Here is a 13,067-nt window from a genome sequence, read left to right as displayed (position 1 = left end):
ACATTGCTGGCGCCCCAAGATGCGAGACACACGTGCGGCCGGATATTGACCAGTTACACATACTCCTGACCCGCGCCGACTGGCTGGAGCCGATCAGCGGCCTGCTGGAGGACACGGGTGTGCGTCCGCGCCTCCTCCCGGGCGTGGCCCGGCTGGCCCACCGGCCGGACGAGCAGGTGGCGCTGCTCCTGCAGCCGGCGGATCTGGCCGATGGGGCGCTCCTGCTCCAGCGCCTGGAGCCTTTCGATCCCCTGCAGTTGCGCGTCGTCTATGCCGGGCCGCTCTCCGACTGGCAGGCGGCGGGCCTGCCCCTTGGCCTGCTCCATGCCGTCCTGGGGCGGGAGGCCGAGATGGAGGCGGCCGCCATCGCCCTGCGCGGCATCTTCGAGCTGCATATGGCGGGGGAGACCGTGCTCGCCCTCGAGGGCTGCATGGACCGTTACAGCAGCGATCTGGACGAGATCCTCACCATCGGCAAGCAGCTGACCGCGGAGAAGGACCACCGCCGCCTGCTGCGCCTCATGCTGACCAAGAGCATGGACCTGACCGGCGCCGACGCCGGCTCCATCTTCCTGGTCGAGGAGGCGGAGGGCGGGGCCCGACTGCGCTTCTCCATCACCGACACGCGCTCCCTCATCCAGCACCGCCGCTTCGAGGAGTTCACCATGCCGCTGACCACCAGCAGCGTGGCGGGCTATGTGGCGACCACGGGCAACCCCCTCCTCGTCGAGGATGCCTACCAGCTGGACCCAGAGTTGGAGTACCGCTTCGATCCCAGTTACGACCGCACGGTGGGCTATCGCACCAAAAGCATGCTCGTCGTGCCCCTCGTCAACCACCTGGGCCAGATCCTGGGTGTCATCCAGCTGATCAACGCCAAGGGGGACAGCCGCCGGCGCGCGGCCGACCTGCGCGAGTTGGAGGATATGACCCAGCCCTTCACGGTGGCGCACAAGGATCTGATCATGGCCATCGCCGGCCAGGCCGCCGTCTCCATCGAGAACAACCGCCTCTACCACGACATCGAGCGCCTTTTCGAGGGCTTCGTCGAGGCGAGCGTGACCGCCATTGAATCCCGCGATCCCACCACCAGTGGCCACAGTTTCCGTGTGGCCGAGCTGACCGTCGCCCTGGCGCGGGCGGCGGACCAGGCGACCGAGGGCGCTTACGGCGGCCTGCGCCTGGGCGAGGAGAACCTCAAGGAGATCCGCTACGCCAGCCTGCTCCACGACTTCGGCAAGGTGGGCGTGCGCGAGGAGGTGCTGACCAAGCCCAAGAAGCTGCTCCATTTTCGCCTGGGCGAGCTGGTGAGCCGCTTCGAGTGGGTGCGCCAGGATGCGCAGATCCGCTCCCTGCGCTGCCGCCTGGACCTGCTGGCGCGCGGCGACAAAGGCCAGGAAGGGCTGGAGGAGGAGTTGTCGGCGGAACTGGCCCGCCTCGAGGAGTGGCTGCGTCTGGTGGTCCAGGCCAACGAGCCCAGCGTCCTGCCCGCCGAGGCCCCCGCCCGCCTGGAGGAGATCCACCGCTTCCGCTTCCGCGACGCGACGGGCGTCGAGCGGCCCCTGCTCGACGCGGAGGAACTGAAGATCCTGTCCATTCCCCGCGGCAGCCTCACGCCGGAGGAGTGGGACGACATGCAGGGCCACGTCGTCCACACCTGGAACTTCCTGCGCCGCATCCCCTGGACGCGCGGCCTGGCCCAGGTGCCGGTCATCGCCTACGCCCACCATGAGAAGCTGGACGGCAGCGGCTATCCCCGCCGCCTGGGTCCCGAGCAGATACCGGCGGGCAGCCGCATGATGACCATTGCCGACATCTACGACGCGCTGACGGCCTCCGACCGGCCCTACAAGAAGGCCGTGTCCCACGAGCAGGCCCTCGACATCCTGAGCTGGGAGGCCAACCACGGCAAGGTGGATCGCGATCTGCTCGACCTCTTTGTCCAGCGCCGCATCCACCAGGCCATCCACGCCGCGGAGCGTCCCTCCGCCGTTTGATACGGTCGACGACACCAAGTCGTTCACAATAAGAGACAAGGAGCGTCACATGATCACGCGCGAAGAGGCCCTTGAGTACCATTCCCGAGAACGCAAGGGGAAGCTGGAATCCGTTCCCTGCAAGCCCTGCACGACGGCCCGCGACCTGTCCATGGCCTACACCCCGGGCGTGGCCGAGCCCTGCCGGGAGATCCACAAGAATCCCAGCGACGCTTACGAATACACCAACAAGGGCAATCTGGTGGCCGTCCTGTCCAACGGCACGGCCGTGCTGGGCCTGGGCAACCTGGGCGCCCTGGCGGGCAAGCCGGTGATGGAGGGCAAGGGCGTCCTCTTCAAGAGATTCGCCGACGTGGACGTCTACGACATCGAAGTGGACACCATGGACCCGGAGAAGATCATCCAGACGGCCCAGCTCATCTCGCCCACCTTCGGCGGCATCAACCTGGAGGACATCAAGGCGCCCGAGTGCTTCGAGATCGAGGAGCGCCTCATCGAGATGCTGGACATCCCCGTCTTCCATGACGACCAGCACGGCACCGCCATCATCAGCGCCGCCGCCCTGCTCAACGCGGTGGAGCTGGCAGGCAAGAAGATGGACGAGATCAAGATCGTGGTGAACGGGGCGGGAGCCTCCGGCATCTCCTGCTCCAAGCTCTACGTCCGCCTGGGCGCGAAGCTTGAGAACATCACCATGTGCGACACGAACGGCGTCATCTACAAGGGGCGCGACAAGCTCAACAAGTACAAGGAGATCTTCGCCAAGGAGACAGCGCTGCGCACCCTGGACGAGGCCTTCGCGGGCGCCGACGTGGCCGTCGGCCTGTCCGCCAAGGGCGCTTTCAGCCAGGACATGATCCGCTCCATGGCGCCCAATCCCATCGTCTTCGCCATGGCCAATCCCGACCCAGAGATCATGCCCGCCGAGGCCAAGGCCGTGCGCGACGACATCATCATGGCGACGGGACGCAGCGACTTCCCCAACCAGGTCAACAACGTGCTGGGCTTTCCCTTCATCTTCCGCGGCGCGCTGGACGTGCGGGCCAGCCGCATCAACGAGGAGATGAAGGTCGCCGCCAGCTTGGCCCTGGCCGAGCTGGCCCGCCAGGACGTGCCGGAGAGCGTCTTCCGCGCCTATGGCAACGTGCCCTTCGCCTTCGGCCCCGAGTACATCATCCCCAAGCCTTTTGACCAGCGCGTGCTGCTCTACGTGGCTCCGGCCGTGGCCCGGGCCGCCATTGACACGGGCGTGGCGCGCATCCGCATCGACGATCCTGAGGCCTGGATCGAAGCCTATCGCCGCACCCTGCAGAAGCGCCTGGGTCGCCACATGGCGATCATGGGTGGCGTGCTGGACCGGGCCCGGCTTTCCCCCAAGCGCATCGTCTTCCCCGAGGGCGAGTACGACAAGGTCCTGATGGCGGCCAAGCAGCTGGTGGCGGACGGCATCGCCCATCCCATCCTCGTCGGACGGCAGGACATCATCACGACCTGGGCGGGGGAGCACGACCTGGACCTGGGCAAGGTCACGGTCATCCATCCGGGCCGCCACGAGAAGCATCAGGAGCTGGTGGAGGCCCTGCATCAGCTGCGCGCCCGGCGCGGCATCACCTTGAGCGAGGCGGACAGCCAACTGCGCCGCGACCCCGTGACCCTGGGCGCCATGCTGGTGCGCCAGGGCCTGGCCGACGGCATGGTGTCCGGCGCCGACATGCACTACCCGGACAGCCTGCGTCCGGTCATGCAGCTGCTCTACGGCAAGGAGGCCAATGCGCCGCGCGCCGCCGGCATCTATCTGCTCTTCGTGGGCAGCCGCGTCCTCTTCGTGGCCGACACCACGGTCAAGGTGAAGCCGACCGCCCACGATCTGGCCGAGTACGCGGTGGGCACCGCCCGCCTGGCCCGGCAGTTCGGCTACGAGCCAAGGGTGGCCCTGCTCAACCACTCCAACTTCGGCAGCACCACGGACGAGGGGGCCCAGCGGGTGCGCCAGGCGGTGGAGTTGCTCCATGCCCGCGGCGTGGATTTCCAGGTGGACGGCGACATGCAGGCCGACACCGCCCTCAGCGCCGAGCTGCTCACCGGTCGCTACAACTTCAACAGGCTGGATGACGAGGCCAACGTCCTCATCTTCCCGGACATGACCAGCGCCAACATCGCCTACAAGCTGCTCATCAAGGCAGCGGGCGCGGTGGCGGTGGGGCCGATCCTCATCGGCAACGAGTACCCGGTCAACATCCTGCAGCGGGGGGCCGACGTGGCGGAGATCGTCAACCTGACGGCCGTCACGGTGGTGGATGCCCGCGCCCGCAGCGACCGCTGACCGCTCGCAACGCTGAACAGGGGCCAGGGCCTCTCCGATGCTCGGAGAGGCCTTGTGCCCCCACTTGGCAAGCGCTACTTTGACAGCGCTTTGAAGCAGGTGCGACCTGTCAGGCCCGCCTTCCGGTCCCCTGAAGTTCCCCGTTTTAGATATGGACGGTTCAGCGAGCGTGTCGGCGTGATGCAGGCCCTCAGCCCGACAGGGACCCTTTCCCTGGAAGCCTTCTCCCTTGGCCCCTTCGAGACCAACGCTTGGTTGCTGGTCCCGCCGGGAGGCGCCGCCACGGTGGTGGATCCGGGCATGGAGGCCGATCCGCTGATGGAAGCGCTCGTCCGGCGCGGACTGGTGGTGGAGCGCATCCTGCTCACCCACGGCCACCTGGACCATGTGGCCGGCTGCGCCGAGCTGGTGCGGCGCTACCAATGCCCTGTGCATCTGCATCCAGCCGACCGGTTCCTCTATGACAGCCTGGTGGATCACGGGGCCTGGTACGGGTTCCGACTGGAGGCGGCGCCGGCGGGACCGCTTCCCCTGCGCGACGGTCAGCGCCTCCCCCTGGGCCAGGGCGAGGTGGAGGTGGTGTCCACGCCGGGCCATAGTCCGGGCAGCGTGTGCCTGCGCCTGGAGACGGCGGGGGGTCCGGTTCTCCTGACCGGCGACACCATCTTCGCCGGCGGTTTCGGCCGCACGGACCTGCCGGGAGGGTCCTTCGCCATGCTCAGAGCCTCGTTGATGGGCCGCATCCTGAGTCTTCCCGGCGAAACGCGCCTGCTGCCCGGGCATTACGGCGAGACGACGGTGGCGCATGAGCGGCGGCACAACCCCATTCTGCAGTGCGAAGAGGGAGACGAGGCATGAAAGGCAAGTCGACTCCACCCAAGGCCGACAAGAAGCCGGTCAAAGGCGGCCCGGAACCGTCCGTCGCCGCGCCGGCTGCCGTCGAGGCCCGCCCCCGCGTCCGGCGGACCCGCCGCGACGTCGAGCTGGAAGGGCTCAAGCAGTTGACCATGGTCTGGCTGTGGGTGGCCGACCTGCGCTCGGGCGTGACCTACTACCGGGACCAGGTGGGCCTGAAGCTGGCCTTCCTGGATGAGCCGGGTGGCTGGGCGCTCTTCAATACCGGGGCGGAGGGCGTGGACCTGGGACTCAAGGTCTGGCCCTTCGGCGGCGCCGTGCCCCGTGGCGGCGGTGGCTGTCCGGTCTTCGAGGTGGTGAACCTGGCGGAGGCCCGCGCCGCCCTTGAGGCCCGCGGCATCGAGTTTGAGGACGATCCGGTCGAGGGGGGAAGGGAGCGGCGCCATGCCACCTTCCATGATCCAGATGGCAACCCGATCATGTTGACACAGAATTGGTAGCGAGGCCAGCATGTCCGAATCACGCAACGGAGACCGCCCGGGCGGACGCATTCGCCGCCCCGGCATGAGCACGCGGCCGGCCGGACGCGGGCCGGGCGAACAAGACGGCTTCGGTTCACGACCCGGGCGCGACCCGCAGACGGGCCTGCCGGTGGATGTGGATCCCTACCTGGAGCCGCCGGTCGAGGAGACGCCCCTGCCCGAGGAGCGGCCGGGATTGGCGCAGGCCGCTCCGGAAGCGGTGGAGGGCGGCGAGGCGGCCGAGACCGGCGCCGGGCCGGTGGCGCACGAGAGCGGCAACGCCACGGTCACCACCGGGGACGCCACCAAGCTCAACATCGCCGAGCTGGAGAAGCGCCCCATCCGCGAGCTCTTCGACCTGGCCAAATCCTACGGGGTGGACAATCCCGGCGGCCTGTCCAAGTCGGACCTCGTCTACAAGATCCTCGAGGCCCAGGCCCAGAAGGATGGGGCCATCTTCGCCCAGGGCGTGCTCGAGATCCTGCCCGACGGCTACGGCTTCCTGCGCAGCGGCGCCTCCAACTACCTGCCCGGGCCGGAGGACATCTACGTCTCGCCTTCGCAGATCAAGCGCTTCAGCCTGCGCAAGGGACACGTCGTCTCCGGCCAGATCCGTCCCCCCAAGGACAACGAGCGCTTCTTCGCCCTGCTCAAGGTGGAGGCCGTCAACTACTGCGATCCCGACGAGTGCCGGGACAAGATGCTCTTCGACAACCTGACGCCCCTTTACCCGGAGAAGAAGATCAAGCTCGAGCGCGAGGCCAAGGAGTTCTCCATGCGCATCATGGACCTCTTCACGCCCATCGGCATGGGGCAGCGCGGCCTGATCGTGGCCCCGCCCCGCACGGGCAAGACCATCCTGCTGCAGAAGATCGCCAACTCCATCACCACCAACCATCCGGAAATTCAGCTGATCGTCCTTTTGATCGACGAACGTCCGGAGGAAGTGACCGACATGGAGCGGCACATCGACGCCGAGGTGATCAGCTCCACCTTCGATGAGAAGCCGGACCGCCACATCCAGGTTTCCAATATGGTGATCGAGAAGGCCAAGCGCCTGGTCGAGTTCGGGCACGACGTGGTCATCCTGCTGGACTCCATCACCCGCCTGGGCCGCGCCTACAACGCGGTGGTGCCCCATTCCGGGCGCATCCTGTCCGGTGGTCTGGATGCCGTGGCCCTTTATGAGCCGAAGAAGTTCTTCGGGGCCGCCCGCAACATCGAGGGCGGCGGCAGCCTGACGATCATCGCCACCGCCCTGATCGAGACGGGCAGCCGCATGGACGAGGTGATTTTCGAGGAGTTCAAGGGCACGGGCAACATGGAACTGGTGCTGGACCGCAACCTGTCCAATGCCCGCATCTATCCGGCCATCGACATCAACAAGTCCGGCACGCGCAAGGAAGAGCTGCTGCTGGATGACAAGACCCTCAACAAGATCTGGATCCTGCGCAACCTTCAGGGGGAGAAGCACCCCATCGAGGTCATGAAGTTCATGCTTGAGAAGATGCGTTTGACCCGCAACAACTTGGAATTCTTCGAAATCATGATGAAATGACCTTTTCCTGTGCGGACCGACACAGGGGGGCTTGCGCCTTGACGGCGTCTTGCCTATGTTTTGCAGCTTCAAAGCGAGGATTCAAGCGATGCCGAAGGACAAGATTCATCCGAAATACGATCTGGCGACGGTTGCCTGCGCCTGCGGCAACACGTTTCAGACGCGGACGACGCAAGGGGACATGAAAGTGGAGCTGTGCAATGTCTGCCACCCCTTCTTCACGGGGCGGCAGAAGCAGATCTTCACCACCGGCCGCGTCGACCGGTTCTACAAGAAGTACGCCAAAGGCGAGAAGTAGCCCCCCCAGAACGGAGATCGGGTGGCTTCGACGAAGCACGCCGCCGCAGCCAGCTCATCCCTTCCTGTCAACATCGGCGGGCAGGCGGTCATCGACGGTGTGATGATGCGTGCGCCCGGCTTCGTGGCGACGGCCGTGCGTGTCGACGAAGACCGCATCGTGGTGCGACGGCAGGAGTTCCACAGCCTGGCCCGGCGCTATCCCATCCTGGGCGTTCCCGTGCTGCGGGGCGCGCTCTCGTTGGTGGAGTCCCTGATCCTGGGCACGCGCACGCTCAACTGGTCCGCCGAGATCTCCCAGTATGGGGCGGACTCCCAGGCCGAGCACGACCTGGGGCACCGGGTGATGGCGGCCATTTCACTGCTGTTGGCCTTGGCGGTGGGTGTCCTGCTCTTCATGTACCTGCCCTATCTCGCCTCCACCCTGTTGGGACAGGGCGACAACCAGATCTTCTTCCACCTGCTGGTCGGCTTCATCCGCGTCTCGCTGCTGCTGGCCTATTTGTGGGCCATCTCGCGCTGGAGCGAGGTGCGCACGCTTTTCGCCTACCACGGCGCGGAGCACAAGTCCATCTACGCCTGGGAGGAGACCCGCCAGGTCACCGTGGAGGAGGCTCTGCGCCACACGCGCTTCCACCCCCGCTGCGGCACCAGCTTCCTGCTGGTGGTGGCCCTGGCCACGGTGCTGGTCTACGCCGTGTTCGATTCCCTCTGGATCCAGGCCTATGGCCCTTTCTCCAGCGTCCTGCACCGCCTCCTGGTGCATCTGCCCATCATTCCGCTCGTGGCCGGCGTCTCCTTCGAACTGCTCCAGCTTTCCAACCGCGGGCGCGGGCATGGGCTGATCCAGTTGCTCATCGCCCCCGGCCTGTGGTTCCAGCGCCTCACCACGCGGGAACCGGATGCCCCGCAGATCGAGGTGGCGGTGGTGGCCATCCGCGCCTCCCTCAACCTTCCGATGGACGGCCTCAACTCCCGCATCGATTTCGTCTAGCCCGCGGGGAGATCCCATGCATGAACGATTGAAGCGCCTGCAGGCGCGGCATGATCAGATCAGCGAAGAACTGGGCCGGCCCGAGACGATGACCGACCAGAAGCGCTGGCGGGAGCTGAGCCGCGAACACAAGCGCCTGGCGCAGATCCTGGAGACGGGTCGGTCCTGGGCGCTGGCCGATGGCCGGGTCCGTGAAGCCCGCGAGATCCTGGCCAGCGAAAGCGACCCGGAGCTGCGCGAGATGGCCGAGGCCCAGCTGGAGGAGTCGCGCGCTGAGGCGGCCCGCCTGGCCGAGGACTTCAATCTGCTCATCGTGCCCCGGGATCCGGCCGACTCGCGCAACTGCATCGTCGAGCTGCGCGCCGGCACCGGGGGCGAGGAGGCCGCCCTCTTCGTCGCCGATCTCATGCGCATGTACCAGCGCCTGGCCGAGCAGCTGGGCTGGCGCGTGGAAGTGCTGGAGGCCTCCGAGGGCGGCATGGGCGGACTCAAGGAGGTCATCTTCGGCCTGACGGGGGAGGAGGCCTATGGCCGCATGAAGTACGAGGGCGGCGTGCATCGCGTGCAGCGGGTCCCCGCCACGGAAAGCCAGGGGCGCATCCATACCTCGGCGGCCAGCGTGGCCGTGCTGCCCGAAGCGGAGGAGGTGGACGTCCAGATCGAGGCGAAGGACCTGCGCATCGACGTCTACCGCTCCAGCGGTCCCGGCGGCCAGAGCGTCAACACCACCGACTCCGCCGTCCGCATCACCCACCTGCCCACCGGCCTGGTCGTGACCTGCCAGGACGAGAAGAGCCAGCACAAGAACAAGGACAAGGCGCTCAAGGTCCTGCGCAGCCGCCTCTATGACGCCCGCCTGGCCGAGGAGAAGGCCCGCCAGGACACGGAGCGGCGCAGCCAGGTCTCGACGGGGGACCGCAGCGCCAAGATCCGCACCTACAATTTTCCCCAGAACCGGGTCACCGACCACCGCATCAACCTGACCCTCTACAAGCTGGACCGCGTGATGGAGGGGGACCTCCTCGAGCTGCTGGACGCCTTGCGCCTGGCCGACCTGAAGGAACGCCTGGAACGGCCCGGACCGGACGCGGCGTGACGGCCCCGCCCCCCGACCTGGGTGCCCTCTTGAGGCTTTCGCGCGACTGGCTGGCGGCCAAGGGTGTGGCGAACGCGGCGCGCGAGGCGGACGAGCTGGCGGCCCGGGTGCTGGGTTGCCGGCGCCTCGACCTCTACTTGCAGCACGACCGGCCGGTGGGCGGGGCCGAGCGGGAGCGGCTGCGGAATCTGCTGCGCCGGAGGGCGGCCGGGGAGCCCCTGCAGTACATCCTGGGCGACCAGCCCTTCCGCCGGGCGGAGCTGCGGGTGGATTCGCGCGTGCTGATCCCGCGTCCCGAGACGGAGGAGCTGGTCGAGCTGGTCCTCGCCCACGAGGCCGGCCGTCCCGGCCTGCGCATCCTCGACGCCGGGACGGGATCGGGCTGCGTGGCGATCAGCCTGGCCCAGGAGCTGCCCGACTGCCGGATCCTGGCCGTGGACAGCAGCCGGGAGGCCCTGGAGGTGGCGCGCGGCAACGCGGAGCGCAACGGCGTGGCCTCGCGCATCGAGTTCCGCCAGCTGAACCTGCTGCAGGCCTGGCCCGGGGAGGGGCACGATCTGCTGGTCTCCAATCCGCCCTATGTCTCCCTGCCCGAACAAGGAAGCCTGGCGCCCGAGCTGGGGCACGAGCCGGCGGAAGCCCTGTTTGGCGGCGAGGACGGACTGCTCTTCTACCGGCGCTTCGCCGGCGGCCTGGACCGCCTGCTGGTGCCGGGGGGACGCTTCTACCTGGAGATGGGGGAGAGCCAGGGCGCCGCTCTGCTGGAGCTGTTTACCGGCCGCGCCGACAGCCTGGAGGTGGGGTGGGATCTGTCCGGCCGACCGCGCTTCCTGAGCGGTTGTCGGCCCACATAAGGGCGGATCCGGTGGAACCGCCAGCAAGGAGCCATCATGTCCCAGCACCGCAAGACACCCCGACCGCGCCCCGCGGGCAAGAAGCCGGGCGGCTCAGGCTCCGATCCGCGTGACAAGGCCGCCCAGGCGCGCGAGCAGACGCGGGGACGGATCCAGGAGCTGCTGGGGAGCCAGCCGCGCGGATTCAAGACCCGCTCGCTTTACAACCTGCTGGGGCGGCCTCTGCCCTATGGCGACTTCATCGCCCTGCTGGAGGAGATGGCCGCCCGCGGCGAGGCGCGCAAGGGCGACCTGCGGCGCTGGACGGCGGGCGGACCGGTCCGGCTGCTGAGCGGCGTGCTGCTGCGCCAGCCCTCCGGGCACGGCTTCCTGCAGCCGGACGACGGTTCGGACAGAGTCTTCCTGCACCGCAGCCAGTTGGACCGCTATCTGCAGGACGACCTCGTCCAGGTCCGACTCACGGGCGGCGGTCCCTCGCGGGAGGGCCGGGTGGTGGCGCTGCAGGAGCGGCGGCTGGAGCGGGTGGTGGGGCAGGTGGCGCGCTACGGCCTGGATTGGGTGGTCCTGCCGGAAAGCCTGCGCTTCGGCGGCCTGGTCAGGATCAAGGGAGCCCGGCCGGGTGATCTGGCGGTGGGCCAGCGGGTGCGCGCCCGCCTTCTGCCCGACCCCGATGAGGCGCCCCTTCCCACCACCTTGTGGGTGGAGGTGGAGGAGCGGCTTCCCGCGGACAGCGGAGCGGCCTGGCATCAGGAACGGGTCAAGGCCGAGTTCAACCTGCCCGGCGAGTTTCCCCGCGCCGCGCTGCAGGAGGCGTCCCGCTTCAGGGAGGAGGACCTGGCCGCGCACGAGGGCCGCATGGACCTGCGCGGGCAGTGCATCTTCACCATCGACCCGGCCGACGCCAAGGACTTTGATGACGCCGTCTCCATCAAGGCCCAGCCGGACGGGGGCTGGCTGTTGGGCGTCCACATCGCCGACGTCTCCCACTTCGTCAGTCCCGGCGGCGCGCTGGACCGCGAGGCCCTGCGACGCGGCCTCAGCATCTACCTGCCCGGCGAGGTGGTCCCCATGCTGCCCCATGCCCTTTCCAGCGGACTCTGCAGCCTGCAGGAAGGGCGCGACCGCTACTGCTTCACAGCCCTGATGACGATCGGACCACGCGGCGCCGTGCGCTCGGTGGAGCTGGGGCCCAGCCTGATCCGATCCCGTCGCCGCTTCAGCTACGAGGAGGTGCAGGGGTTGCTGGAGGCCTTCGCCGCCGGCAATCAGCCCGGAGGGGAGGAGGGGGAGATCCTGGAATCGCTCCGCCAGATGGATCGCCTCTGGCGGCTGCTCAAGCGTCTGCGCCTGCAGAAGGGCGCCCTCGACTTCGCCCTGCCCGAGCCGGTTTTTCACCTGGATGAACAGGGAGAACCGCTGGAGATCGGCCGCCGCGTGAGCCGCGAGGCGAATTTCCTCATCGAGGAGTTCATGCTGCTGGCCAATCGCTGCGTGGCGGAGGCGCTGGGCGGGGCCAAGCGCGCCTGCGTCTACCGCATCCATGAGGCACCCGCCGGGGAGAAACTGGAGCGTTTCCGGGCCGCCCTCGACCATCTGGGCTTTCGACCGGTGCCCGAACTGGCCGCGGTGGCGGACTGGCAGCGCCTGCTGGCGGCGGCCGCCGATCGCCCCGAGGCGGCCTTCCTGCAGCAACTGGCCCTGCGCTCCATGATGAAGGCGCAGTACTCGCCCCACAACGTCGGCCACTTCGGGCTGGGCTTCGAACACTACGCCCATTTCACCTCGCCCATTCGGCGCTATCCGGACCTGCTTGTGCACCGGCTGCTCAAGGCCATGCTGAAGCGGGGGGCGGCACCGGCGGCCGAGACGCTGGAGACGCCGTCCAGGCACAGCAGCCAGCGGGAGTTGGTGGCCCTGGAGGCGGAGCGGGCCGCCAACAAGATGAAGCAGGTGCTTTATCTGCAGAAGCGTCTGGGGGAGGACTTCTGGGGCCGCGTGCGCGGCGTGGAGCGCTTCGGCGTCTTCGTGGAGCTGGAGGACTCGCTGGCCGAGGGGTTGATTCCGCTGGCCGAGCTGCCGGACGATTATTGGGACTACCACGAGCAGGCCTGGGAGCTGCGCAGCCGACGGGGCGGGCGGCGGATCCGCATCGGCGACCGGCTGCAGGTGCAGGTTTTACGCGCCAACGCGGAGAATCGGGAAGTGGACTTCCGGCTGCTCTCCTTTGACGAGGAGGCAAGCGCCGCACCGGCCACACCCGAGCGCAAGGTGCTGGCAGGAGTGCCCGCCAGGGGGCGCGGTCCGCGTTCCCGCGGGCGTCGCGCATAGGCAAGAAGTGGGTCGGAGGCGACACAATTTTCTAACCGACTGTTGACAATGCCTCAGGCTGACGATACCTTGTGTGTCCTCGCCTGAAGACAGGCGATGAACCTGCTCTTTGACAGCACAAGGGAAGCAAAGAAATGGCCACGCCACCGCTGTCTTCGGACGGCGGTTCCCGGCTCGCGCTTCGCGTGAGTTTAGCCCATGTTTTGCATGGGCGGCTCGAGCGGGCATGAGCGGGATAAGACAG

General features: G+C 67.8%; 10 protein-coding genes. All 10 read left to right on the top strand.

Annotated elements, in window-relative coordinates:
• Positions 1-32 precede the first annotated feature (32 nt).
• Entirely contained in the window at positions 33-1,997 is a 1,965-nt protein-coding gene (locus tag Q8O14_01600; GenBank protein ID MDP2359436.1) for an HD domain-containing phosphohydrolase, read from the top strand.
• Positions 1,998-2,046: 49 nt separating this feature from the next.
• Positions 2,047-4,320, top strand: a complete 2,274-nt coding sequence (locus tag Q8O14_01595) for an NADP-dependent malic enzyme (GenBank protein MDP2359435.1) — start codon at positions 2,047-2,049, stop codon at positions 4,318-4,320.
• 180 nt (positions 4,321-4,500) lie between these two features.
• Complete coding sequence (locus Q8O14_01590; GenBank protein ID MDP2359434.1) at positions 4,501-5,178, top strand: MBL fold metallo-hydrolase; 678 nt, start codon at positions 4,501-4,503, stop codon at positions 5,176-5,178.
• Entirely contained in the window at positions 5,175-5,675 is a 501-nt protein-coding gene (locus Q8O14_01585; GenBank protein ID MDP2359433.1) for a VOC family protein, read from the top strand. The genes Q8O14_01590 and Q8O14_01585 overlap by 4 nt, the downstream gene beginning before the upstream one ends.
• A 10-nt stretch (positions 5,676-5,685) precedes the next feature.
• Positions 5,686-7,254: a transcription termination factor Rho gene (gene rho, locus Q8O14_01580; protein MDP2359432.1), complete on the top strand. Its 1,569-nt coding sequence runs from the start codon at positions 5,686-5,688 to the stop codon at positions 7,252-7,254.
• Positions 7,255-7,342: 88 nt separating this feature from the next.
• Entirely contained in the window at positions 7,343-7,552 is a 210-nt protein-coding gene (gene rpmE / locus Q8O14_01575; GenBank protein ID MDP2359431.1) for a 50S ribosomal protein L31, read from the top strand.
• A gap of 21 nt (positions 7,553-7,573) precedes the next feature.
• Positions 7,574-8,545 (top strand): DUF1385 domain-containing protein, encoded by a 972-nt coding sequence (locus tag Q8O14_01570; protein MDP2359430.1) that lies wholly within the window; start codon positions 7,574-7,576, stop codon positions 8,543-8,545.
• A 16-nt stretch (positions 8,546-8,561) separates the two neighbouring features.
• The gene (prfA, locus tag Q8O14_01565; protein MDP2359429.1) at positions 8,562-9,641 is read left to right on the top strand and encodes a peptide chain release factor 1; all 1,080 of its coding nucleotides are present in this window, start codon (positions 8,562-8,564) and stop codon (positions 9,639-9,641) included.
• Positions 9,638-10,495 (top strand): peptide chain release factor N(5)-glutamine methyltransferase, encoded by an 858-nt coding sequence (prmC, locus tag Q8O14_01560; protein MDP2359428.1) that lies wholly within the window; start codon positions 9,638-9,640, stop codon positions 10,493-10,495. The genes prfA and prmC overlap by 4 nt, the downstream gene beginning before the upstream one ends.
• Before the next feature lie 36 nt (positions 10,496-10,531).
• Entirely contained in the window at positions 10,532-12,823 is a 2,292-nt protein-coding gene (rnr, locus tag Q8O14_01555; protein MDP2359427.1) for a ribonuclease R, read from the top strand.
• The last annotated feature ends 244 nt before the right edge of the window (positions 12,824-13,067 follow it).

The sequence above is a fragment of the bacterium genome (assembly GCA_030685015.1).
Classification (GTDB): domain Bacteria; phylum CAIWAD01; class CAIWAD01; order CAIWAD01; family CAIWAD01; genus CAIWAD01.
This window is presented reverse-complemented; position numbering and strand designations above follow the sequence as displayed.

Coding starts and splice junctions, on each gene's coding strand:
- Q8O14_01595 (MDP2359435.1), top strand. CDS start 2,047: ATGATCACGCGCGAAGAGGCCCTTGAGTACCATTCCCGAGAACGCAAG.
- Q8O14_01590 (MDP2359434.1), top strand. CDS start 4,501: ATGCAGGCCCTCAGCCCGACAGGGACCCTTTCCCTGGAAGCCTTCTCC.
- Q8O14_01585 (MDP2359433.1), top strand. CDS start 5,175: ATGAAAGGCAAGTCGACTCCACCCAAGGCCGACAAGAAGCCGGTCAAA.
- rho (MDP2359432.1), top strand. CDS start 5,686: ATGTCCGAATCACGCAACGGAGACCGCCCGGGCGGACGCATTCGCCGC.
- rpmE (MDP2359431.1), top strand. CDS start 7,343: ATGCCGAAGGACAAGATTCATCCGAAATACGATCTGGCGACGGTTGCC.
- prfA (MDP2359429.1), top strand. CDS start 8,562: ATGCATGAACGATTGAAGCGCCTGCAGGCGCGGCATGATCAGATCAGC.
- rnr (MDP2359427.1), top strand. CDS start 10,532: ATGTCCCAGCACCGCAAGACACCCCGACCGCGCCCCGCGGGCAAGAAG.